Annotated in this window: 17 protein-coding genes; 7 read left to right on the forward strand and 10 right to left on the reverse strand. The window is 72.4% G+C overall.

Going from position 1 to position 23,026, the window contains the following annotated elements:
- Window positions 1-41: 41 nt before the first annotated feature.
- The 8 genes from DER29_RS21750 to DER29_RS21785 all read right to left on the reverse strand — a co-directional run bounded on the left by DER29_RS21750 (window position 42) and on the right by DER29_RS21785 (window position 9,192).
- A complete protein-coding gene (locus DER29_RS21750) occupies window positions 42-1,802 on the reverse strand; it encodes a substrate-binding domain-containing protein (protein ID WP_121400105.1) in 1,761 nt (586 codons plus the stop codon).
- A 143-nt stretch (window positions 1,803-1,945) separates the two neighbouring features.
- The gene (locus DER29_RS21755; protein ID WP_121399542.1) at window positions 1,946-2,983 is read right to left on the reverse strand and encodes a lactonase family protein; all 1,038 of its coding nucleotides are present in this window, start codon (window positions 2,981-2,983) and stop codon (window positions 1,946-1,948) included.
- Between the two features lie 132 nt (window positions 2,984-3,115).
- A complete protein-coding gene (locus tag DER29_RS21760) occupies window positions 3,116-3,718 on the reverse strand; it encodes an ATP/GTP-binding protein (protein ID WP_121399543.1) in 603 nt (200 codons plus the stop codon).
- On the reverse strand, window positions 3,699-4,088 hold the full coding sequence (locus tag DER29_RS21765) for a DUF742 domain-containing protein (RefSeq protein WP_121399544.1): 390 nt from the start codon (window positions 4,086-4,088) through the stop codon (window positions 3,699-3,701). Before DER29_RS21765 ends, DER29_RS21760 begins: the two co-directional genes overlap by 20 nt.
- Complete coding sequence (locus DER29_RS21770) at window positions 4,078-4,497, reverse strand: roadblock/LC7 domain-containing protein (protein ID WP_121399545.1); 420 nt, start codon at window positions 4,495-4,497, stop codon at window positions 4,078-4,080. Before DER29_RS21770 ends, DER29_RS21765 begins: the two co-directional genes overlap by 11 nt.
- Window positions 4,497-7,019 (reverse strand): nitrate- and nitrite sensing domain-containing protein, encoded by a 2,523-nt coding sequence (locus DER29_RS21775; protein ID WP_121399546.1) that lies wholly within the window; start codon window positions 7,017-7,019, stop codon window positions 4,497-4,499. Before DER29_RS21775 ends, DER29_RS21770 begins: the two co-directional genes overlap by 1 nt.
- A gap of 230 nt (window positions 7,020-7,249) precedes the next feature.
- Window positions 7,250-8,740, reverse strand: a complete 1,491-nt coding sequence (locus DER29_RS21780) for a catalase (RefSeq protein WP_121399547.1) — start codon at window positions 8,738-8,740, stop codon at window positions 7,250-7,252.
- A gap of 32 nt (window positions 8,741-8,772) precedes the next feature.
- Window positions 8,773-9,192, reverse strand: coding sequence for a Fur family transcriptional regulator (locus DER29_RS21785; protein WP_121399548.1), 420 nt, complete (start codon window positions 9,190-9,192; stop codon window positions 8,773-8,775).
- 196 nt (window positions 9,193-9,388) lie between these two features.
- Here DER29_RS21785 and DER29_RS21790 point away from each other — a divergent pair, with 196 nt between their 5' ends.
- From DER29_RS21790 to DER29_RS21810, 5 genes are all read left to right on the forward strand, one after another.
- Window positions 9,389-9,982 (forward strand): hypothetical protein, encoded by a 594-nt coding sequence (locus tag DER29_RS21790; protein WP_121399549.1) that lies wholly within the window; start codon window positions 9,389-9,391, stop codon window positions 9,980-9,982.
- A 10-nt stretch (window positions 9,983-9,992) separates the two neighbouring features.
- Entirely contained in the window at window positions 9,993-11,003 is a 1,011-nt protein-coding gene (locus DER29_RS21795; RefSeq protein ID WP_121400106.1) for a hypothetical protein, read from the forward strand.
- Between the two features lie 236 nt (window positions 11,004-11,239).
- A complete protein-coding gene (locus DER29_RS21800; protein WP_121399550.1) occupies window positions 11,240-12,898 on the forward strand; it encodes a sodium:solute symporter family protein in 1,659 nt (552 codons plus the stop codon).
- Window positions 12,899-12,914: 16 nt separating this feature from the next.
- Window positions 12,915-13,223, forward strand: a complete 309-nt coding sequence (locus tag DER29_RS21805) for a hypothetical protein (protein ID WP_121399551.1) — start codon at window positions 12,915-12,917, stop codon at window positions 13,221-13,223.
- A gap of 88 nt (window positions 13,224-13,311) precedes the next feature.
- A complete protein-coding gene (locus DER29_RS21810; RefSeq protein WP_121399552.1) occupies window positions 13,312-13,683 on the forward strand; it encodes a hypothetical protein in 372 nt (123 codons plus the stop codon).
- A 111-nt stretch (window positions 13,684-13,794) separates the two neighbouring features.
- On the opposite strand, the gene DER29_RS21815 is transcribed toward DER29_RS21810, so the two are convergent.
- Window positions 13,795-15,576, reverse strand: coding sequence for a glycoside hydrolase family 6 protein (locus tag DER29_RS21815; RefSeq protein ID WP_121399553.1), 1,782 nt, complete (start codon window positions 15,574-15,576; stop codon window positions 13,795-13,797).
- A gap of 571 nt (window positions 15,577-16,147) precedes the next feature.
- Between DER29_RS21815 and DER29_RS21820 the strand changes: the two genes are divergently transcribed.
- Together DER29_RS21820 and DER29_RS21825 are read left to right on the forward strand one after the other, a co-directional pair.
- Window positions 16,148-17,167, forward strand: coding sequence for a hypothetical protein (locus DER29_RS21820; RefSeq protein ID WP_121400107.1), 1,020 nt, complete (start codon window positions 16,148-16,150; stop codon window positions 17,165-17,167).
- A 1-nt stretch (window position 17,168) separates the two neighbouring features.
- A complete protein-coding gene (locus tag DER29_RS21825) occupies window positions 17,169-17,843 on the forward strand; it encodes a class F sortase (protein ID WP_121399554.1) in 675 nt (224 codons plus the stop codon).
- 88 nt (window positions 17,844-17,931) lie between these two features.
- On the opposite strand, the gene DER29_RS21830 is transcribed toward DER29_RS21825, so the two are convergent.
- Window positions 17,932-22,998, reverse strand: a complete 5,067-nt coding sequence (locus DER29_RS21830) for an NAD-glutamate dehydrogenase (protein ID WP_121399555.1) — start codon at window positions 22,996-22,998, stop codon at window positions 17,932-17,934.
- Between the last annotated feature and the right edge of the window lie 28 nt (window positions 22,999-23,026).

A 23,026-nucleotide genomic window follows, 5' to 3' on the forward strand; every position in this document is an offset into this window, starting at 1 on the left:
CGGATCCCGTGCGGCGGTTCCGCCCCGCGCTACGTTGCGGCTCAGGCCGGGGCCTTGCGCAGCGCGATCGCCTTGAGGAAGATGTCGCCGATCTTGGTCGGGTCCTCGGTGACGAAGGCGCCTCCGCCGGTGACGTCGGTGATCGACTTCAGCTCGGCCTTGCTCACGTCGCTGCCGATACCGATGATCACGACCTGCACCGGCCGCTCCGGATCCTTGATCTTGTTCAGCTCGCCCAGCAGCTTCTGCTGCGTGATGCCGTCGGAGTCCTCGTTCTTGCCGTCGGTGAACAGCACGATCGAGTTGACCCGGCCGGGCTCCCAGTTCTCCTGCACCTCTTGGTACGCCGCCAGCACTGTGTCGTAGAGGCCGGTGTCGCCGTCCGACGACCGGATCGAGCCCAGGGACTGCTCCAGCTTGCCGCGCTGGCGGGACAGCGGCCCGATGGCGAGCAGTTCCCGGTGGTCGCGGGGACCCACCAGCTGGGTGGAGAACGTCCAGAGACCGATCGACCAGGAGTCGTCGAAGAGGTTCAGCCCCCGCCGGGCCGCCTCGACGGTCACCTGCTGGCGGGTCGCGTTGCCGGCGTTGGCCACCTTCTCCTTCATCGACCCGGAGACGTCGATGACGGCGAGCATCCGGCCGGACTGGGTGGCGATCGACCAGCTGGAGACCGCGCGCTCCATGGCCTGCGGGTCGAGCCCGCCCGGAGCCGATCCGCCGCCGTTGGCCGGCGGGGCCGGCGCGCCGCCGGCCGGGCTGGGCGCGCCCTGCGGCGCGTCGAAGCCCGCGCCCCAGTTGCCGTCCGGCGCGCGCAGCGACCGGCTCGCCAACTGGTCACGGAAGTCGTCGGTGACGAGCACCTCGTAGAGCACCCTCGCCGCCGCCGCCTTGGCCGGTTCGATGCCGGGCAGCACCGCGTACGGGTAGTCCAGCGGCGCGGGCGCCGGCTCCAGGTAGAGCGCGGCCAGCCGCACCGGCGGCTTCTTGCTGTTGTACTGGATCACGTCCTCTTCCGAGAGCGCCGCCGCACCCAGGCTGCTCGCGATCGTCGTGGGATCCGAGGCGGTGGGGAACCGGGCGAGCAGGTCCGGCCGCAGCGCCGAGCGGTCGGTGGCCAGCGCCCGCAGCGCGGCGACCTTCTCCTTCTCCGCGTCGGGGCCGCCGGAGGCGCTGGCGGCGGCGGTCAGCGAGAGCAGACCGGACAGGCCGGCGGCGTCGCGGGTCGGTTCGACGATCCCGGTGCGCAACGGCTTGTCGCTCTGCACCTGCTGCAGGAGCTGGGTCCAGCTGAACTTCTTCTGCGGCCAGCCCAGCCGCGTGGCGATCGGCTCCGGCATCGCCACGACCACCGGGCTGCGCGCGATGGACGCCCCGTTGCCCGGCTCGAAGGCGGTGGCGCCACCGGTCTTGAGCCGCAGCAGCCAGGTGGAGGAGTCGGGCACCCAGACGTCCGGGCTGACCGACGTGCCGCTGGCCTGCCCCACGCCGGCCAGGGTGACGCCGTGCTTGGCGGCGACCGTCGCGGCCACCTCGACCGGATCGGACGCCGCGACGTTCACCGCGATGCAGGTGCCGCCCACCGCGGCGCCGTCCTTCACCCACCGCGCGGCGGCGGCGTCGACCGCCGGGGCCAGCTCGGCCGCGACCGCGACGGACAGCTCGATCCGCCCCGAGCAGTTCGGTTGCGCCAGCTGCTGGTAGCCGAACCAGCCGCCGGCCGTGACGGCGAGGACGCCCACGGCAGCGGCGGCGGTGGCTGCGTGAAGATTCGTACGCATGCGATGGCGGCCTGCTGACACGGTGACCATCTTGCGGACCCGCCGGGACGACTGCCACGGGCCGTTCGGACGAAAGTTACGCAGGAGAAATAGTTGATCGCCAAATCGCTACGGTGAGTGACGACATCGACCCGTGGCGTCGATCTCGCGGACATGATGGCTGGTCAGGGCACCACACAGGTGGGGCTCATCACAGCCACCGGCTCCCCGACCGGGGCCGGGACGCCGGTGCCCGGGTCCACCCGGAGGACCCGGATCATGTCGGCCCGCTCGTCGGCGACGTAGAGGTGCTCCCCGGCCAGGGCGAAGTGCCGCGGCCACTCCCCGCCCGTGTCCACCTCGGCGACTAGCTCCGGCAGCTCGCCGGCGACGGCGAAGACCGCGACGGTGCCCACCCCCCGGTTGGCGACGTAGAGGAAGCGTCCGTCCGGCCCGACCGCGATCTCCGACGGCTGGACGGGCCCGGGCCGGTCGCTGGCCTCGACGCGGCCCCGCTGGTGCAGCGCACCGTCGCCGGTCAGCTCGTAGGCGGTGACCGAACCGTCCAGCTCCCCCGCCACCCAGCAGCGCCGCCCGCCCGGATGCCGGGCCAGGTGCCGGGGACCGACGCCGGCGGCCGTGCGCACCCGGGGCGCCCGGGGCACCAGCCGGCCGGAGGCGGCGTCCAGGTCGTAGCGGTAGATCGAGTCGGTGCCCAGGTCGACCGCGAGCAGCGGGCCCCGGCCCGGGTCGGGGTTCACCATGTGGGCGTGCGCACGCTCCTGGCGCTCCCGGTCCGGCCCGTGCCCCTCGTGCTCCACCAGGTCACTGCGCTCGTCGGGCACCCCGTCGGGGCCGAGCGGGAACACCGCCACGCTGCCGCCGCCGTAGTTGGCCACCACGAGGTGGCCGCCGTCCGGGACGACCGCCAGGTGGCAGGGCTCCGCGCCCCCGGTGGGCCGGGTGCCGAGCGGGGTGAGGTCGCCGCCGGCGCCGACGCGAAAGGCGCTGACCTGCCCGTCGGGCAGCTCGTTCACCGCGTAGAGCACGGGCAGCCGCGGGTGCCGGGCGAGGAAGGAGGGCGAGGGGGTGACCGCGACGGTGCCGAGCGGGGTCAGCTCACCGGAGACGGGGTCCCGCCGCGCCGCGACGATGCCGGCGGCCCGGCCCCCGCTGTGCGCCGTGTAGCCGCCGATGTGGACGATCTCGTCCTGACCTGTCACCGTATCCGCCTTCCGCCGATTCCTCCGTCGATCCCACCAGCCTTCCCACCCGGCCGCCCGCTTAGCCCCGAAAACCCCGCCCGATCGCGGCGGTCCGGCCGCGGGACACCGCCGGGGCGCCGCCGCTCCGGCTCAGGCCGCCGGCACGGGCTCGCCGCGCTGCCGGGCCACGTGCTCGACCAGCGCGATCAGCACCTCCTTGCCGGACTGCCGGTCCCGCGCGTCGCAGAGCACCAGCGGCACGTCGGGGTCGAGGTCCAAAGCCTGGCGTACGGACTCCAGGTTGAACCGGCGGGCGCCGTCGAAGCAGTTCACCCCCACCACGAACGGGACGCCCCGCTGCTCGAAGTAGTCGATCGACGGGAAGCAATCGGCCAGCCGGCGGGTGTCGGCGAGCACCACCGCCCCGAGCGCGCCGAACGCCAGCTCGTCCCAGAGGAACCAGAACCGGTCCTGGCCCGGGGTGCCGAAGAGGTATACCTGGAGGTCGTCGTTGATCGTGATCCGGCCGAAGTCCATCGCCACCGTGGTGGTCGACTTCGCCTCGACGCCGGAGAGGTCGTCGGTGCCGATGCCGGCACCGGTCAGCACCTCCTCGGTCTGCAACGGCCGGACCTCGCTGAGCGCGCTCACCAGCGTCGTCTTGCCGGCGCCGAACCCGCCGGCGATCAGGATCTTCAGCGCGAGCGGGATCCGGGAGCCGGATCCGGTTCGGTCACAGCGCACGGAGTCCACTGACCACCGCCTTGAGGATGTCGTCGTCGGGCAGGTACGCGGCGGGCGTCGGCTGGTGCACCGCGACCAGCCCTCGCGCCAGCAGGTCGCCGAGGAGCACGCGGACCACGCCCACCGCGAGGTCGAGGTCGGCCGCCAGCTCCGCGACGGGGACCGGTCGGGCGGCCAGCTCCACCAGGCGCCGGTGCTCGGGGTGCAGCTCCGGGTGGACGGTCGGGTCGGCGGCCGCCTCGGCCAGCACGTACGCGACCAGGTCGAAGCCGACCGCGCCCGACCGGACCCGGCCGCCGGTGAGGGTGTAGGGCCGCACGACCGGACCGGCGTCGTCGTCCAGCCACTCGTGCTGCGGCCCGGGCGACTCAGCCCGCATCGGCGGCCCCCGCCGTCGTCCGGGCCGGCGCGCTCAGGTTCTCCCCGACCCGCGTGACGAGCATCGCCATCTCGTACGCCACGAGGCCGATGTCCGCGTCCGCCTCGGCAACCACGGCCAGGCAGGCGCCCTGCCCGGCCGCGGTGACGAAGAGGTACGCGGACTCCATCTCCACCACGGTCTGCCGGACCGCCCCGCCGGCCACCTGCCGGCTCGCGCCCCGGGCCAGGCTGGAGAAGCCGGACGCCAGCGCGGACAGGTGCTCGGCGTCGGCACGGTCCATCCCGGCGGAGGAGCCGATCAGCAGCCCGTCCGCCGAGAGCACCACCGCCTGTCGGGCGGGCGGCACCCGTTCCACCAGCTCGTCGAGCAACCAGTCGAGATCGGCGCTCTGCCTCGTCGGATGCATCAGGCGTCCCTCTCAGTCGCGGTCATGGGTTCGGTGTCCACCGGCCGCTCGGCCGGCGTCGTGCTCTGGTCCTCGCGCGGCGGGTCCGGCCGCTCGGCGGCGGGGGCGGCAGCTCGCGGTGTCGTCCCGGTGGCCGCCGCGCGGCCACGGGCGGTGCCGGCCTGGAGGGCGGACATGATCCGCCGCGCCTCCTCCGGGCTGCGCGGGGCGGGACTCTCGATCACCGGTTGCCGCAATGTCGGGCCGTCCAGCGCGGACCGCCCCGTGCCGTCGGCGACGGACGGCTGTTCCCCGGTCGTGTTCGGGTGCCGGGGCCGGACCGCCGGGGGCCGCCGGCGGACCCGGCGGGGCAGCCCGTCGATCTGCCCGGCCGCCTCGACGGGGGCGGGACCGCCCGGGGCCGCGCCGTCCCGGCGGCCCGCGGACGGTAGGCCGGCCGGGGCCGGCCGCGCGGAGCCCGTGCCGGCGTGCGCGGCGCGGGAGGAGGCCGCAGTCCCGGTCGAGGATGCCGTGGCGGGCCCGGCGGAGCGGGCCGGGCGGGGCAGCGTGCCCAGCCGGCTCGCCCGGGCGAGCCGCCGCTCCTCCGGCGTCGCGCCGGACCGGGGCGCCACCGGCGGGCCGCCGGTCGGGGGCAGGGCGGGCTCGTCGGTGACCAGGTCGGCGGGGATGAGCACCACGGCAGTCAGCCCGCCGCCGTCGGACGGGCGCAGCCGCACCCGGACGCCGTGCCGGGCGGCGAGGCGGGCCACCACGAAGTGTCCGAGGCGGGCGGTCTCGGACGGCTCGAAGTCGGGCGAGCGGGCCAGCCGCCGGTTCGTGTCCTCCAGCGCGGCGGCGGTCATGCCCAGGCCCCGGTCGGTGATCTCCACCGCGTAGCCGTTCGCCACGTGCTGCCCGGAGACCTCCACCCGGGTCTTCGGCGGCGAGAACGCGGTGGCGTTCTCGATCAGCTCGGCGAGCAGGTGGATCACGTCGCCGACGGCCCGCCCCAGCACGCCGGCGGGTGCCACGGCGGTGATGTCGACCCGGTCGTACGACTCGACCTCGGAGATCGCGCCCCGGACCAGGTCGACCGTCGCGACCGGGTTGCGCCAGCCCCGCCCGGGGGCCGCGCCGGCCAGGATGACCAGGTCCTCGGCGTGCCGCCGCAGCCGGGTGGCGAGGTGGTCGACGCGGAACAGCTCCGCCAGCTCGTCCGGATCCTCGGTGTGCCGCTCCATCCGGTCGAGCAGCGCGAGCTGCCGGTGCACCAGCCCCTGGCTGCGCCGGGCGATGTTGAGGAACACCTCGTTGAGCCCCCGGCGCAGGGTGACCTCGTCGACGGCCGACTGCACGGCGGTGCGCTGCACCTCGGTGAACGCCCGTGCCACCTGGCCGATCTCGTCGCCGCCGTACTCCAGCGGGGGCGCCTCCCGGGCGACGTCGACCTGCTCGCCCCGGCGCAGCCGGGCCACCACGTCCGGCAGCCGGCGCTCGGCGGTCTCCAGGGCGGCCGTGCGTACGCCGCTGAGCCGGTGGGCGAGGTTGCGGCCGACCCGCAGCGCCACGAGGACCGAGACCACGACGGCGGCCAGGCCCAGCACCCCGGCGGCGGCGAGCCGGACCAGGATGCGCACGGCCGACGGCACCGACCGCTCGGCGAGCCCGTCGGCCTGTGCCAGCTCGAACTCCCGCAGCGCCTCGTGCACCGCCTGGTAGCTCTCCTGCCAGGCCGTCGGGTCCACGGCCGGCCGGGTGGCGGAGCCAGGACCCAGCAGCGTGTCCTGCATCGCCCGCAACCGGCCGAAGGCCGGCCCCTCGGTCATCCGCTGGAACGCGGCGCGCTCGGCGTCCGGCAGGTCGGCGATCGCCGTCTCGGCGAGGAACCGCTGGTTGCCGACGGTCTGCACCAACTGGAGGTGCTCGCCGTCGGCGAACCGGCCGGCGGTGAACGCCCCGGCGAGCAGGGCGTCGGTCTGCCCGAGCAGCTCCCGGGAACGGCCCAGCCCGGTGACGGCGAGCGCCTGCCGGTTGAGGTCCCGGTCGGGCAGGTTGGCCATCGCGGAGAACGCCTGGAAGGCCGAGTTGATCATCCCGCTGTAGAGCCCGACCGCGCCGGCCCGGTCCACCGCCCGCCGGTCGATGAACCCCCGCCCGGCGGGCAGCGCCTCCAGCGCGGTGACCAGCTGGTCGAGCCGGGCGTCGAGGATCTCGTCGGCGGCGTCGCGCAGTTCCTCCCCGGCGACCCGCCGGCGCAGCTCCGCGATGGCCCGGTCGGTCCGCTGCCGCTGCTCGGCGAGCCCGGGAGCGGCGTCCTCGCCGGCCAGGTGGACCACCGAGAGCCGGCGCTCCCGTTGCAGCTCGGCCACCACCGTCTCGCCGGGGCGGCCGAGGTCGTAGAGGAGCGTCCGGGCGGCGAGCAGATCGAGGGCGGGCCCGAAGGTGAGCGTGGTGGCGAAGATCCAGAGCGCCAGCAGCGCGGTCACCGGCACGACGACCAATGCGGTCAGCTTCGAGCGGATCGGCCAGTCGCGGGTGTTCAATCAGACCTCGCCCGGAAGGTGTGGCTGCGGGGGCGCCGGCGCCGGCCGGGCAGCGTCGCGGTCGGACTGTTCCGGCCCGCGGTGCCGGGCAGGTCCGGCTGACGCCTTGGGCAGGATACGTAATCCTCGCCCGATGCACTACCGTCCGTCGCGCCCGGCCCACCGGCCGAACGTCCATCGTCGACGAACGCCCCGCCGGGGGCCGGCGGGGCGTTCGTGGGCGGTGCGGATCAGGCGTCGACGGAGATGCCGAGCCCCTCGGCGACCCGGCGGCCGTAGTCGGAGTCGCACTGGCTGAAGTGCCAGACCATCTTCTCCTGGATGTGCTTGTCGCACTGGGCCAGCAGGGTGGTCAGGTTGAGGATCAGGTCGTCGCGCTCCCAGTCGGCCATCTCGCGGTAGCGCCGGCCGGCCTGGGAGTAGTTGTCCTGCCGCTCGATCGGGGCCTTCATGACCTGACCCGAAACGAACGGGCGGTACTCCCGGTAGGACTCGTCGGCCTCCCGGAGACCGGCGACCGAGGACGGCTCGAAGTTGATGTGCGGGTTGGCACCGCGGTTGTCCACCCCGTACGACATCTGGCCGCCGGTCTGGTTGGTGCTGACCTGCACGTCCTCGCGCGGCCGGTTGACCGGCAGCTGGAGGTAGTTCGGGCCGACCCGGTAACGCTGGGTGTCCGAGTAGGAGAACGTCCGGCCGACCAGCATCTTGTCGTCGGAGAAGTCGATGCCGTCGACCAGCACGCCGGTGCCGAAGGCGATCTGCTCGTTCTCGTTGTGGTGGTCGGTGATGTTGCGGTTGAGCGTCATCATGCCGACCGGCAGGTAGGGGAAGTCCTCCTCCGGCCAGATCTTGGTGTCGTCGAGCGGGTCGAAGTCCAGCTCCGGGTGCTCGTCGTCGCTCATGATCTGGACGTTGAGCTCCCACTTCGGGTGGTCGCCGCGCTCGATCGCCTCGTAGAGGTCCTTCGAGGCGTGGCCCAGGTCGGTGGCCTGGATGGCGTCCGCCTCGGCCTGGGTGAGGTTGTGCTCACCCTGCTGGGACATCCAGTGGAACTTGACCAGCACGCCCTCGCCCTCGGCGTTGACGAGGCGGTAGGTGTTCACCCCCGAGCCGCGCATCGTCCGGTAGTTCTTCGGGATGCCGTACGGGGAGAAGAGCCAGGTCAGCATGTGCATCGACTCGGGCGTGTTCGACATGAAGTCGAAGATCCGGTTCGGCTCCTGACGGAAGGTGACCGGGTCCGGCTTCAGCGAGTGGATCACGTCCGGGAACTTGATCGCGTCGCGGATGAAGAAGACCTGGAGGTTGTTGCCCACCATGTCCCAGTTGCCGTCCTCGGTGCGGAACTTCACGGCGAAGCCGCGCGGGTCGCGCGCCGCCTCGGAGGAGTCCCGGCCACCGATGACGGTGGAGAAGCGGATCGTGACCGGGGTCTTCTTGCCCCTGGTCTGGAACAGCTTGGCCCTGGTGTACTTCGACGCCGGCTCGTCGCCGATCGTCCCGTACGCCTCGAACTCGCCGTGCGCGACGAAGCCGCGGGCGTGCACCACCCGCTCCGGGATGCGCTCCCGGTCGAAGTGGCTGATCTTCTCCAGGAAGTGGTAGTTCTCCAGCGTCGCCGGGCCGCGCGAACCGACCGTCCGCTGCTGCTGGTTGTTGTGCACGGGGTGACCCTGGCGGGTCGTGAGGATCGGCCGGTTGGCCTGCGGGTCGCTCATGGCTCTCCTCCTGATCGGTGTGGCGGCTGGCGTCAGTCGTGCTGCGGCTGGCACCCGGGGCACCGGCCCCAGTAGGTGACCTCGGTGAACTCCACCGCGAAGGCGGCGGCCCCGGGGTCGAGGCAGGGCCCGGGGGCCCGGTCGCGCCGGGTGTCGACGATCGCGCCGCAGTCCCGGCAGACCAGGTGGTCGTGGTCGTCCCCGCCCAGCTCGTACCGGGCCGGTCCGCCGGCCGGGGCGAACCGGCGCAGCATGCCCGCGCCGGTGAGCGCGTGCAGGACGTCGTAGACCGCCTGGCCGGAGATCCGCCCGAGGCGGGCCCGGGCGAGTCGGGTGATCGTGTCGGCGTCCAGGTGCGGCCGGTCGCGCACCGTGGCGAGCACCGCGAGCCGGGGCTGCGTGACGCGCAGCCCCGCCGCCCGTAGGCGTTCGACGTCGGGTCCGACCGGCATCACCCCACCCAAGCGCGTTTTCTGGAACGAGTCAAGTTTTGGCCGCCGATCACGCTGTGTGACTCGTCATGCTGTGGCGGGGAATCAGCAGGGGTCGGGTCCGTCGGGTCGCGGGGTCGGGTTCGTCAGGAAAGTGCGCCGGAACGGGATTGGCGATCAGTGAGCGGAGGGAATACCACCTGATGAAGGAGGAGCCATGTCGCCCACGCAGATAGTCGTCATCGTTCTCGTCGTGCTGGTGATCGCGGCCGTAGCCGTGGCCGCCCGGTCGTACGCCCGCCGCCGCGCGCTGCGGTCGCGGTTCGGTCCCGAGTACGACCGTGCCGTCGCCGAGCAGGACAGCCGGACCGCCGCCGAACGGGAACTGCGGGAGCGGGAGCGCCGCCACGCGGAGCTCACGCTGACCCCCCTCGCCCCCGAGTCCCGGGCCCGCTACTCCGCCGCGTGGGAGGAGCTCCAGGTCCGCTTCGTCGACTCCCCCGCCGAGACCGTGGGTGAGGCGGACGAACTGGTCACCCGGCTCATCGCGGAACGTGGCTACCCCACCGGTGAGTTCTCCGACCAGATCGCCCACCTCTCCGTCGAGCACGCCCGCACGTTGGGCCACTACCGCGACGCCCACGAGATCCACCTGCGCAACTCCCGGGGCGAGGCGAGCACCGAGGAACTCCGCCAGGCCGTCGTCCACTACCGCGCCCTCTTCGCAGACCTGCTCGGTGAGGAGCCGGTCGGCGCCCGACCGTCCGCGCAGCACGACCCGGACAGCCAGCACGATGTCACGAGCCGCTAGGAGGATGACCATGCGCCAGGAAGAGCAGCGGGTGGGCAACGAGCACCCCGAGGCCGTCCGCTCCGAGCCGGTGCCGGTGCCGGTGCCGCCTCCGGGCGACCGGGCCGGCCGGGCCGACGTACCCGAGGACGTCCTCGACGACCGGGGCACCTTCGACGATCCGGCGGTCGCCGACCGCGACCGGACCGACCGCGACGACGAGCCGTCGCGCGGCCGGGACTCCGGCAAGGGCCGGCCGGACGACCGGGACGCGGACCGCGACCGGGCCGGGTTCCACGAGCCGGGGCCGGTGCCGACCGCCTTCGGGGCCACCAGCGTCGGCGGCGCGGTCGCCGCGTCCGCCCTGGCCAGTCCCCTCCCCGAGGACGAGCCCGACCCGCGTACGGAGGCGACCGCGCGGCCGGGCGACGGCGCCGCGGACGGCCCCCGGGAGGGCCGCCGGGCGGACCCGACCGCCGAGTTCCACCGTTCCGTCGGGCTCGGCGACAACCGCTCCGACGACCGGCAGGCCCGCCGCGACGGCGCCGAGGTGCTGCCGCCGGACGCCGCCGACGGCCGTCCCGAGCGCCGGGCCGACGTGACCGGGTGGGCCGGCGACCCGGAGGGCGGCGCGGCCGGCGCGGCCGGGTACGGCAGCGCCACGCCCGCCATGGTCGACCCGGACGCCGAGCACGCGCCGGCCGGACGCGCGGCCACCGGGGAACTGGGGTCCGCCGGGACCGACCGGCCGGCGGGCGCGACGGTGGCCGCCGAACCGGCCAGCCTCTTCGACCCGGCGACGGCGCAGGGTTTCCGGGACCGCTGGCGCAACGTCCAGCTGCGGTTCGTGGACGATCCCCGCGCGGCGGCCGGTGAGGCCCAGTCGCTGGTCGACGAGGCCATCCAGGCGCTCTCCTCGGCGCTGTCCGCGCAGAAGAACAAGCTGGGCGGCTGGCAGGACGCCGGCTCCGCCGACACCGAGCAGCTCCGGATGGCCGTCCGCCACTACCGCGACTTCCTGGACCGGGTGCTCGGGCGCTGACCCGGTTCCCCACCGACGCCCCCGGCCGACCGGCCGGGGGCGTCTCCGCGTCCGGACTCCGCGCGCGCGGTGCGGCGACGGCGCCCTCCGGGCAGCGGCGTCCGGTCCGTGCCCCGGGGGCCGGAAACCGGGGACGTGGGCGGGTTTTGGACGCCCCAGGCGTGAAACCGCGCGTTCGGGGTAATTGGGCGCGCGCGCACTCATCCGGCACGCGCGGTTGACGAAGGGTTACAGGGATGGATGGCGATGGCCTGCGGCTGAACATGAACGTCCTGGACTACGGCATCCTGGCGCTCTACTTCGTCACGGTGCTCGGTGTCGGCTTCGCCGCCCGGCGGGCCATCAAGACCAGCGTCGACTTCTTCCTCTCCGGCCGCTCCCTGCCCGCCTGGGTGACCGGCCTGGCCTTCGTCTCGGCCAACCTCGGGGCGTTGGAGATCATCGGCATGGCCGCCAACGGCGCCCAGTACGGCGCGATGACCCTGCACTACTACTGGATCGGCGCCGTGCCGGCGATGGTCTTCCTCGGCATCGTGATGATGCCGTTCTACTACGGCTCCAAGGTCCGCAGCGTGCCCGAGTACCTGCGGCTGCGCTTCAACCGCCCCACCCACCTGCTGAACGCGCTCAGCTTCGCGGTCGCCCAGGTGCTCATCGCCGGGGTGAACCTCTACGCCCTGGCGCTGATCATGCAGGCGCTGCTCGGCTGGCCGCTCTGGGTCGCCATCGTGATCGGCGCGCTGATCGTGCTGGCGTACATCACCGTGGGTGGGCTCTCCGGGGCGATCTACAACGAGGTGCTCCAGTTCTTCGTGATCATCGCGGGCCTGCTGCCGATCACGATCCTGGGACTGGTCAAGGTGGGCGGCGTCTCCGGCCTGATGGACGCGGTGCGCGAGTCCAAGCTGGGCGAGGCGGGGCTGCACACCTGGCAGGACACCGGCGGCACCGACAACCCCCTCGGCGCGCACTGGATCGGCATCGTCTTCGGCCTCGGCTTCGTGCTCTCCTTCGGCTACTGGACGACCAACTTCGCCGAGGTGCAGCGCGCGCTGTCGGCCAAGAACATGAGCGCCGCCCGGCGTACGCCGATCATCGCCGCGTACCCGAAGCTGCTCATCCCGGTGGTCACGGTGATTCCCGGCCTGGTCGCCCTCGTGACCGTGCAGGGGCTCGGCGCGGAGAGCGGCGACCTGGTCTACAACAACGCGATCCCGCTGCTGATGCGCGACCTGCTCCCCAACGGCGTGCTGGGGATCGCGGTGACCGGCCTGGTCGCCTCGTTCATGGCCGGCATGGCGGCGAACGTGAGCGGCTTCAACACCGTGTTCACCTACGACATCTGGCAGCAGTACGTGCGCCGGGACCGCCCGGACGACTACTACATCCGCATCGGCCGGTGGGCGACGGTCGGCGGCGTGCTGGTCGGCATCGGCACGGCGTTCATCGCCGCCGGGTTCAGCAACATCATGAACTACATCCAGGCGCTGTTCTCGCTGTTCAACGCGCCGCTGTTCGCCACCTTCATCATCGGCATGTTCTGGCGGCGGATGAGCGCGGCGGCCGGCTTCCTCTCCCTGCTGATGGGCACCCTGGCGGCGCTGGCGACCTACCTGCTCTACAAGGCCGGGGTGGTGCACTTCAACTCCGACCTGGAGGAGAGCTTCTGGGGCGCCGGCATCGCGTTCGTCACGGCGGCCGTCGTCGCCGCCGTGGTGACCCCGTTCACCGCGAAGAAGCAGGACGAGGACCTGCGCGGGCTGGTCTACGGCATGGGCGCCGTCGACATGAAGGGCGACCTGCTGACCGGGGACGCCGTCTGGTGGCGCTCCCCGGTGCTCCTCGGCCTGATCGCGGTGGCGCTGTCCCTCCTCCTCTACGTGCCGTTCTTCTAGGAAGGGGTGCTCGGCCATGAGCATGGAAAACCTCAACCCGCACGGGCACGACCGGTCGGTCGAGGCCACCGAGGAGGCCCGCCGCCGCTCGGCCGCCGCCCGGCTGTTCGACATCCGCCGGGTGATCGGTGGCCTCTTCACCGCGTACGGGGCGATCGTCACCCTGATCGGCGTCTTCGACGGCGATTCCGCCGTCCAGAAGGCGCAGGGAGTCCGGATCAACCTCTGGGCGGGCCTCGGCATGCTCGCCTTCGGCGTGCTGATGCTGCTCTGGCAGTGGCGCAATCCGGTCGAACCGCCCGACACCTCCGACGAGGAGCGCTGAGCCGCCCCGCCGGCCCCCGGCATGGGCACCGCCACGCCGGGTACGCGAGCAGGATCAGGAGACCACCTGGCGACAGGAGGGCAGCGACATGACGGACCGTGACCGTGACCGACCGCTGGAGGAGAGCCCGGAGGTGGCCGCGGCGGTCGAGGACGACACCGGCATCCCGCAGCTGATGACCGGCGGCGGCGCCGACCGCGACACTCCGTCGTTCACCGGGCCCGGGGACGAGGCGGGTGGCGACGAGCTGATCGGCGACCCGTACGCCGCCGGCACCGGCGCGACCGGCACCGGCACGGGCGCGGCCCCGGACCACATCCGTACCGGGGCGGAGCAGCCCTGGGAGCCGGAGGACCTGGTCGCGGCCCGGGGGCAGGACCTGACGCCGGAGAACGTCGAGCGGGCCCGCCGGGACCTGGCCGAGCTGGGCCGCGCGGCGATCGAGAAGACGGTGCCCTGACCGGCGTACGCGAGGGGCCCCCGGCCCGACCGTCGGACGGTCGGACCGGGGGCCCGGGGAACCTGCCGCTGGAGCGCCTCACCTACTGCCAGCGGCGGGTGGGCACCGCTCTCAGAGCGCCGGGTACGCGTTCTGCATGAGCTGCGCGAACTGCGCCGGGAACCAGGCGCCCGAGATCGGGGCGTCCGGCAGGGCGCCGCTCATGCTGTTGCCGTTGCGGGCGTTACCGGTGTAGGTCGGGTCGCACATCCGGTCGAAGCCCTTACCCTCGTTGTTCGGGATCTCCTTGCTGGAGCCGTCCGACTCGCCCGGGGGCTTCACCCAGACGTACGCGTCGATGCCCGGCTCCGGCGCGGCCTTCGGACGCTCGCCCAGGCCGGCCCCGGCCTGGTTGCACCAGTTACCGGCGTGGATCCGCCGGTCCACCCGACCGCCGTTGACGTACGTGTCCACGTTGGTCGTCGCGCCCGGGCCGGTGGGCCGGGCGGAGCCGCCCCAGCCGTTGCGGGACGTGTCGATCAGCATGCCGATCTTCGAGTCGAAGCCCTTGGCGACGAGCTCGTTGCGGAACGCCTGGGCGAACGAGAGCTCGTCCACGTAGAAGTTCCAGTCGATCCACTTGGACTGCCGAACGCTGGTGCCGTTGACGTTATCAGTGATCTTGATGTAAGGCTCGCGCAGCGCCGAGTAGTTGGCGGTGTTGACGATGAAGCCGTGGACGTTGTTCACCGTGCTGCCGGAGGCCACGGCGGCGTCCTTCAGGATCTGCGCGGTCGGGCCGAAGTTGCTGTCCCAACCGATCCAGCCGTGGTGGGCGGCGTCGATGTAGTTGTAGACGTTGCCGATCGCGCCCAGCTTCGACAGGGCGTACCCGACACCGTTGACGTAGGCGCCGTTGGCCTTCACCGTGTCGCACATCGCGGTGCCGCCGGGGTTGCCGGAGGTGTTGGTCACCAGGTTCGGCAGCGAGTCGATCTCGATGATGTTCACGATCCGCAGGCTGGCGTACTTCGGGTCGGCCTGGATCGCGGCGATCGGGTCGATGTACTCGGCCTTGTACCGGGGCAGCTCGTCCGCGCGCAGCTCACCGTTCGAGGCCAGCGCGGCACAGTCCCGGCCGGGCAGGTTGTAGATGACGAACTGGATGTAGTCCGCGCCCTGCTCGAGGGCCTTGTTCAGGTGGTCGCGGACGCCCATCGCGCCGTTGGAGCTGCTGTCCGGGGTGCCGTTGATGGCGGCGATCCGGTCGATCCACACGGCGGTCGGGTTGTTCGACACCCGGTTGCCGCCCGCGACCGACTCGGCCTTGGCCTTCCACTCCGGGTTCACGTACCCCTGGGCGTTCAGGTAGGGGTTGTCCACCTTCTGCCCGGGCGGCGGGGTGGTCGGCGGCGGGGTGGTCGGCGGCGGCGTCGTGGGGGGCGGCGTCGTCGGCGGAGGGGTGCTGGGCGGCGGGGTGGTGGGGCCCCCGTTGCAGGTCACGCCGTTGAGCGTGAACGAGGTGGGCTTGGGGTTGCTGCCGCTCCAGGCACCGTTGAAGCCGAGGCTCACCGTGGCCCCGCTGGCCACCGCGCCGTTGTAGGACTCGTTCTGCGCGGTGACGTTCCGACCACTCTGCGACCAGCGGGCCGACCAGCCCTGCTGCACCCGCTGGTTGCCGTCGGGGAAGGTGAAGCCCAGCGTCCAGCCGTTGAGGGCGTCGCCGATGTTCTTGATGTTGACGGTGGCGGTGAACCCGCCCTGCCAGTCGCTGGTCGTGTACGACACGTCGCACTGGGTGGCGGCGTGCGCCACGGTGACCGGCAGGGTCACCAGTCCGCCCGCGACCAGAGCGCCCGCGCCGCCGAGCGCGAGGGCCCGGCGGGGGCCGGACAGCCTTCTCCACACATTCATGCCACTGATCTCCTTGGGCGAGACCGGATCCGCGAACGGCCCGGCGAATACGGCCCGATGGGCGTCCTGCGCGGACGTCCGCCGGTACCACGGGTTCTTCGGGGTGTGCCCGACCCGGTCGGGCGTTTGGTGGTGGTCCGACCGGCGACGATGGGCCGGTCGGGAGGCGGGACGTCGTCCGGCGGACCGGTGCCCTCGACTCCTGCCTTTCGCGGTGTGGCTCCCCGAACCGCGTGCAGCGATTCTTGCATGGGAGCGCTTCCATGGCAATGCCTCGATGTGGCGCGGGGGTCCGACGGGGACCGACGGTGCCGGCGGGGGCGGAGATGACGGGACGGGAAGGCCGGGGCGGGCACGGGCCGCGCGACCGGCCCTCCGGGCGCTCAGGAGGGCGGGAACCACCCGAGGGAGCCCGACATGCCGCCAAAGCGGCGTAGCGCTCCTAGCGCGCTTAGCCTGCCTAAATACCAAAACACGAATCTTTCCCTTCATAGGTCGTGAAACGGTCTAACGTCGTCCGTAGCTCGGTTGTCGCCGAGCTCAGGACAACAGGGATGGAGTGACGCAGGTCATGGCAAACAAGATGCTCGGGAAGGTCGTTGCTGGCGCGGCCCTCGGTGGCGCCTCCTTGCTCGTGTTCACGCCGGGGATCGCGTTCGCGGACGGCCACCAGGACCACGAGGGCAAGGTCTACGCCAAGCCGCACGTCGTCAAGGCGGGCGAGACGGTCAAGCTGATCGAGGTCTGCCCGGACCGGCAGGAGCACGCCTTCGTGTGGTCGAAGGTCACCGGCAAGGTCAAGCTCAAGCCGGCCCAGGGCCGTACCGACTGGCGTGGCGGGGAGGAGGACTCCCGCGACCACGACAAGGGCCGGGACCACGAGGACAAGGGCCGGGACCACGACAAGGGCCGCGACCACGACAAGGGCCGGGACAACGGCAAGGACGACAACGGCAAGGACCAGAGCCCCAAGCCGCAGCCGTCGGCCAGCGGCACCAACCAGCCGCAGCCGCCGGCCAACGGTGGCCAGCCGCCCGCCGACGGCCAGGGTGGCGGCGCCGCCGACGCCGCCGGTGACGAGGGCAACCGCGACTGGAAGGGCTACGAGCACGGCCAGGACGCCGAGGGCGACCGCGGCGACAAGGGCCACGACAAGGGCGACCGTGAGGGCCGCGAGGGCCGCGAGGACAAGTACGGCTCGCACGAGTACGACCGCGAGGACCGCAAGGACCACGCCGGGTACGGCTCGGACGGGTACGACCGGAAGGGCCACGACAACGGCGGGTCGGACGAGGAGTCCGAGCGCAACGGCAAGGACAAGGACCGCTGGGAGCACAAGCGGGACTTCGTCTACTACGGCGAGGCCGAGGTCTCCGAGGACGCCAAGCCGGGCCGTTACGAGCTCAAGGGCTCGTGCGGCGAGGGTGAGCTGGTCGTGCTGCCGCGCGGTGGGGTCGACGGTGGTGACGGTGGCGTCGGCGCCGGCACCGACCGGGGCCTGGCCGCCGGTGGGGCGAGCCTGATCGGCGCGGCCGCCCTGGGCGGCCTCGTGCTGATGCGCCGGCGTCGGACCGATGAGTCCTTCGTCTGACATGACGGCGACACCGGCCGGCGGCCGTCACGGGACACCGTGGCGCGCCGCCGGCGCGGCCGTCGTCGTCGTGGTCGCCATGGTCGGCGCCGGCCTGATCGGCGCTTCGGTCAAGACCGGACCCGCTCCCCGCCCCCCGCAGCCCCTGGCCGCGTCCGCCAGCACCGGGCCGGCGGTCGCCGACGCGCCGGACCCGGACGTCGCCGCCGGCACGGGCCTCGCCCGCTCCGCCCCCACCACGATCGCCATCCCCCGGATCGGGGTCGACGCCGCGATCATGCCGCTCGGCACCAACCCGGACGGCACCGTCCAGGTGCCCCCGCTGGAGCGGGCGCAGCTGGCCGGCTGGTACGAGCCGGGGCCGAGCCCGGGTGAGATCGGCAACGCGGTCATCGTCGGGCACGTCGACTCGGCGGCGATCGGGCCGGCGGTCTTCTTCTCCCTCGGTGCGCTGCAACCGGGCGACACCATCACCGTCACCCGGGAGGACGGGCAGCAGGCCACCTTCACCGTCGAGTCGGTCAAGGCGTACCCGAAGACGGAGTTCCCGACCGAGCAGGTCTACGGTCCCAGCGACCGACCCGGCCTGCGCGTGGTCACCTGCGGCGGGACCTTCGACCAGGCCGCCGGCAGCTACCCCGACAACGTGGTCGTCTTCGCCTCCATGCCGGCCTGAGCCGGCAACCGCGCGGCACCTCCACCGCAGGACACGACGAGGTCCGGCCGGTCGGAACACCGACCGGCCGGACCGCGTGCCGTGCGCGTCAGGCGGCGGCGGAGGTCCGCACCAGGGTGCGGATCTGGCGCAGCAGCACCGACAGGGCGGCGAGGTCCGCCCGGGACTCGTCGAACTCCCCCATCGCCCGCTCGGCGCGGTGGATCGAGGTGGCGTTCGACTGCTCCCACTGGAGCACCCGCTCCTGCGGCGACAGGCTGCCGGAGGTGGAGTCGAGAACCTCCGCGGTCAGCGCGGCCAGCGCGGCGTACAGGTCGTAGCGCAGCGCCATCCGGGCCAGCGTCTGCCAGCGGTCCTCACGCGGCAGCAGGGAGATCTTCGACAGCAGCGAGTCGACCCGGAACCGGTCGGAGAGCACGAAGTAGACCGAGGCCACCTCGCCGACGTCCCGCCCGCTGCTCGCCGCGGTCTCCACCACGTCGAGCAGGCCGAAGCTGTACATCAGCCGGGTCGCCTGCTCGGCCAGGTCGCGCGGCAGCCCCCGCTCGGTCAGCGAGTCGATGTGCGCCGCGAGGGATTCCCGCTCGCTGCCGTAGAAGCGCTCCTCCAGGTCGGGCAGGAGCCGGGCCACCCCGTCGCGCAGCCGGGCGATCTCCGCCGGCACGTCGATCGGCGAACGGCGGTTGGTCACCAGCCACCGCACCGCCCGGTCGAGCAGACGCCGCGTGTCCAGGTAGACGCTGGTCTGCAACTCGGGGTCGATCCTGTTGTCCAGGGCCTCCACCGCGTCCCACAGCGCGCGCAGCCCGAACACCTCGCGGACCACCACGTACGCCCGGATCACGTCCGCCGCCGAGGCGGCCGTCTCCTCGACCACCCGGAAGACGAACGAGATGCCGCCCCGGTTGATCGCCTCGTTGACCAGCACCGTCGTCACGATGTCCCGGCGCAGCCGGTGCTGGCCCATCCGGTCGGCGAACCGCTCGCGCATCGGCGTCGGGAAGTAGTTGACCAGGACCTCGGTCGTCCACTCCTCGTCCGCGAGCCCCTCCGCCAGGATCTCCGTCTCAAGGACGATCTTGACGTACGCGAGCAGCACCGCGAACTCCGGCGCGGTCAGCCCGGACTCGGTGCGCACCGCCATCTCGTCGTCCGGCGGCAGCGCCTCCAGGGACCGGTCCAGCGCCCCCGAGCGCTCCAGGTCGGTGATCATCCGCCGGTGCACCGGCAGCAGCGAGGCGGCCTGCGCCTGCGCGTTGTTGATCGCCCGGGCCTGGTCGTAGTTGTCCCGCAGCACCAGCTCGGCGACCTCGTCGGTCATCCCCGCGAGCAGCTCGTCCCGCTCGGGCAGGGTCAACGCGCCGTCGGCGACCGCCGTGTTCAGCAGGATCTTGATGTTCACCTCGTGGTCGGAGCAGTCCACCCCGGCCGCGTTGTCGATGAAGTCCGTGTAGATCCGCCCGCCGGTCTGGGCGTACTCGATCCGGCCGAGCTGGGTCCAGCCCAGGTTGCCGCCCTCACCGACCACCCGGCAGCGCACGTTCCTGCCGTCCACCCGGATCGCGTCGTTGGACTTGTCGCCCACCTCCGCGTTGGTCTGGCTGGAGGCCTTCACGTACGTGCCGATGCCGCCGTTCCAGAACAGGTCGACGGGCGCGGTCAGGATGGCCTTCATCAGCTCCTGCGGCGAGAGCTGCGTCACGTCGTCGTCCAGGCCCAGCACCTCGCGGACCTGCGGCGAGATCGGCACCGACTTGGCGGTACGCGGGTACACGCCGCCGCCGGCGGAGATGAGCCCCCGGTCGTAGTCCTCCCACGACGAACGGGGCAGGTCGAACAGCCGCCTCCGCTCGGCGTACGAGGTGGCGGCGTCCGGGTCCGGGTCGAGGAAGATGTGCCGGTGGTCGAACGCGGCCACCAGCCGGATGTGCTCCGACAGCAGCATCCCGTTGCCGAACACGTCGCCGGACATGTCGCCGACACCGACCACGGTGAAGTCCTGGGTCTGGGTGTCGTGGCCCATCTCGCGGAAGTGCCGCTTCACCGACTCCCAGGCGCCCCGGGCGGTGATGCCCATCTTCTTGTGGTCGTACCCGGCGGAGCCGCCGGAGGCGAACGCGTCGCCGAGCCAGAACTGGTGCGCCGTGGAGATCTCGTTGGCGATGTCCGAGAACGTCGCCGTGCCCTTGTCCGCCGCGACCACCATGTACGGGTCGTCGCCGTCGTGCCGGACCACGTCCTCCGGCGGCACGATCTCGCCGCTGACGATGTTGTCCGTGACGTCCAGCAGCGCCGAGATGAACTCCTTGTAGCAGACGACCGCCTCGTCCCGGTCCCCCGGCTTCTGCTTGAGCACGAAGCCGCCCTTGGCGCCGACCGGCACGATCACGGCGTTCTTCACCATCTGCGCCTTGACCAGGCCGAGCACCTCGGTGCGGAAGTCCTCGCGGCGGTCGGACCAGCGCAGCCCGCCCCGGGCCACCGGCCCGAACCGCAGGTGCACGCCCTCGAAGCGCGGCGAGTACACGAAGATCTCGAACTTCGGCCGCGGCGCCGGCAGGTCGGGGATCGCCTGCGGGTCCAGCTTGAGCGCCACGTACGACTTCGGCCGCCCGTCGGAGCGCTTCTGGTAGAAGCTGGTGCGCAGGGTGGCCTGGATCATCGTCAGGTAGGCGCGCAGGATCCGGTCCTGGTCGAGGCTGGCGACGTCGTCCAGCGCGGCCCTGATGTCGCCCACCAGCTCGGCGCTGCGCTGCTGCCGCTGCTCGTGGCCGTCCGCGCCGGGCGCGAACCGCACCTCGAACAGCTCCACCAGCAGGGCGGCGATCCTCGGGTACGCGATGAAGGTCTGCTCCATGTACTCCTGGGAGAAGACCGTCCCGGCCTGGCGCAGGTACTTCGCGTACGCGCGCAGCACCACCACCTGCCGCCACGTGAGACCGGCGCGCAGCACCAGCTCGTTGAAGCCGTCCACCTCGGCCTCGCCCCGCCACGCCGCCGCGAAGGCGTTCTCCACGTGCGGGCGCACCTCGGCCAGCTCCTGGTGGCCCTCGGGCAGCCGCAGCCCGAAGTCGTAGAGGTAGACCCGGCCGTCGATCCGGTCCACCTCGTGCGGGTGCTCGTCGACCACCTTGACGCCGAGCGAGTGCAGCACCGGCAGCACGGCGGAGAGCATCATCGGCTCGCCGTAGCGGTAGACCTTGAAGCGGACGTCCATCGCCTCGTCGACGTCCGGCCCCCGCCCGCCGGCGCGAGGCGCGAGCTGCTTGCGGAACAGGTGCATCTCCAGCTGGCCGGGCTCCTCCAGCAGCTCCAGCTTCGCCAGGTCCTTCATCGCCTCGTACGGCGTGTGGCCGTCCTTGTAGCCCTCCGGGAAGGCGTCGGCGTACCGGGTGAACAGGTGCTTGGCCTGCTCGTCGCCGAGCTTGCGCTCCAGCACCAGCCGGTAGTCGTCGTCCCAGAGCCGGGTGGCGTCGGCCAGTTCCTCGGCGAGCAGGTCGGCGTCGATGTCGCCCGGAGTGTTGGTCGGGTCGGTCCGGACGATGAAATGCACCCGGGCGAGCATCGACTCGGTGACCCGGGTCGTGTAGTCGACCCCGACGCCGTTCAGCTCGCGCAGCAGGATGTCCTGCATCCGCAGGCGGTTCTGCGTGGTGAACCGGTCCCGGGGCAGGTAGATCAGGCAGGAGATGAACCGCCCGTACGCGTCGCGGCGCAGGAACACCCGCAGCTGCCGGCGACCGGCCATCCGCAGCACCCCGATGACCGCGTGGTAGAGATCCTCGGTCTTGATCTGGAACAGCTCGTCGCGCGGGTAGGTCTCCAGGATCTGGAGCAGATCCTTGCCGGAGTGGCTGCGCTGGCTCAGGCCGGAGCGGTCCAGCACCTCGGCCACCTTGCGGCGGACCACCGGCAGCTCCTGCACGCTGGTCCGGTACGCGGCCGTGGAGAACAGCCCCAGGAAGCGCCGCTCGCCGATCACCTCGCCGGCCTCGTTGAAGATCTTGAAGCCGATGTAGTCGAGGTAGGCGGAGCGGTGCACGGTGGCCCGCGAGTTCGCCTTGGTGATGATCAGCAGGCGCTTCTCGGTGACCTTGTCGTGCGCCTCGGGCGTCATCGACGACAGGGGCCGGGCCTCCGGGGAGTCCTGGCGCAGGATGCCCAGCCCGGTGCCGAGCACCGCCTCCAGTGCCTGTCCGCTGCCCCCGGCACCCGACTCGCCGGTGTCGACCAGCCGGTACTCCCGGTAGCCCAGGAACGTGAAGTGGTCGTGGGCGAGCCAGCGGAGCAGCTCCACCGAGTCCGTGATGTCCTTCTCCGGCACCGGCGGCCGGTTGTCCGACGTCCGCGCGGCGGCCAGCTCGTCGGCGAGGGCGAGGGCCCGCTGGCGCATCTTCGGCCAGTCCTCCACCGCCTCCCGCACGTCGGTGAGCACCCGCTGGAGCTCCCGGCGCAGCCGGTCCCGCTCGGCGGCGTCGCGCACCGGGTCGATCTCGATGTGCATCCAGCTCTCGACCAGGTCGCCGGCGATGGCGTCGTCGGGCTCGACGTCGGCGGAGACCTCGACCAGCCGGCCCAGCGGCTCGCGCCGGACCACCACCAGCGGGTGGACCAGCAGGTGCACGTCCAGGTGGTGCGAGTTGAGCAGGGCGGTCACCGAGTCGACCAGGAACGGCATGTCGTCGGTGACGATCTCGATGACGGAGTGGTGCTGATCGGCGTCGGGCTCGTGGATGCGCAGCTTCAACTCGCCCGGTACCCGCTGCTGGGCGAGGTCGCGGTGCGTGCGGGCCGCCTCCAGCATCTCCTCGGCGGTGAAGCCGATCAGCTCCTCGTCCGGCGCGAACCGCCAGAAGCGGCTGACCAGGGTCGCCGCGTCGTGGTCGTCGCCGGCGAGCGCGACCGCCTGGGCGACCAGGCGCTCCACGTTGGGAACCGGCTCGTCGAGTTCGTTGTCCTCCACGTCGTCGGCCAGCGCGTCGGCGGGCAGACCCAGATCGTAGAGGGTGTCGATACTCGAACCGGTCATCCCGGTCACTCCTGTGTCGAGTCGGCCGTAGCCGTCCCCGTCGGTCGCCGAATCGAAGCTGTCGTCCCGGCCGGTGTCATCCTGCCGGAGGTCGGGTCCCGGTTTGATCGCCGGACGCCGGTCCATCGGTGCCACTCCCCTCGACCCACCGCAT

The sequence above is a fragment of the Micromonospora sp. M71_S20 genome (assembly GCF_003664255.1).
Classification (GTDB): Bacteria; Actinomycetota; Actinomycetes; order Mycobacteriales; family Micromonosporaceae; genus Micromonospora.

Bases quoted from the DNA above. Each gene is read 5' to 3' on its own strand.
- DER29_RS21765 (WP_121399544.1), bottom strand. From the start codon at position 4,088: ATGCGGGCTGAGTCGCCCGGGCCGCAGCACGAGTGGCTGGACGACGAC.
- DER29_RS21770 (WP_121399545.1), bottom strand. From the start codon at position 4,497: ATGCATCCGACGAGGCAGAGCGCCGATCTCGACTGGTTGCTCGACGAG.
- DER29_RS21780 (WP_121399547.1), bottom strand. From the start codon at position 8,740: ATGAGCGACCCGCAGGCCAACCGGCCGATCCTCACGACCCGCCAGGGT.
- DER29_RS21785 (WP_121399548.1), bottom strand. From the start codon at position 9,192: ATGCCGGTCGGACCCGACGTCGAACGCCTACGGGCGGCGGGGCTGCGC.
- DER29_RS21790 (WP_121399549.1), top strand. From the start codon at position 9,389: ATGTCGCCCACGCAGATAGTCGTCATCGTTCTCGTCGTGCTGGTGATC.
- DER29_RS21795 (WP_121400106.1), top strand. From the start codon at position 9,993: ATGCGCCAGGAAGAGCAGCGGGTGGGCAACGAGCACCCCGAGGCCGTC.
- DER29_RS21800 (WP_121399550.1), top strand. From the start codon at position 11,240: ATGGATGGCGATGGCCTGCGGCTGAACATGAACGTCCTGGACTACGGC.
- DER29_RS21805 (WP_121399551.1), top strand. From the start codon at position 12,915: ATGAGCATGGAAAACCTCAACCCGCACGGGCACGACCGGTCGGTCGAG.
- DER29_RS21810 (WP_121399552.1), top strand. From the start codon at position 13,312: ATGACGGACCGTGACCGTGACCGACCGCTGGAGGAGAGCCCGGAGGTG.
- DER29_RS21815 (WP_121399553.1), bottom strand. From the start codon at position 15,576: ATGAATGTGTGGAGAAGGCTGTCCGGCCCCCGCCGGGCCCTCGCGCTC.
- DER29_RS21820 (WP_121400107.1), top strand. From the start codon at position 16,148: ATGGCAAACAAGATGCTCGGGAAGGTCGTTGCTGGCGCGGCCCTCGGT.
- DER29_RS21825 (WP_121399554.1), top strand. From the start codon at position 17,169: ATGACGGCGACACCGGCCGGCGGCCGTCACGGGACACCGTGGCGCGCC.
- DER29_RS21830 (WP_121399555.1), bottom strand. From the start codon at position 22,998: ATGGACCGGCGTCCGGCGATCAAACCGGGACCCGACCTCCGGCAGGAT.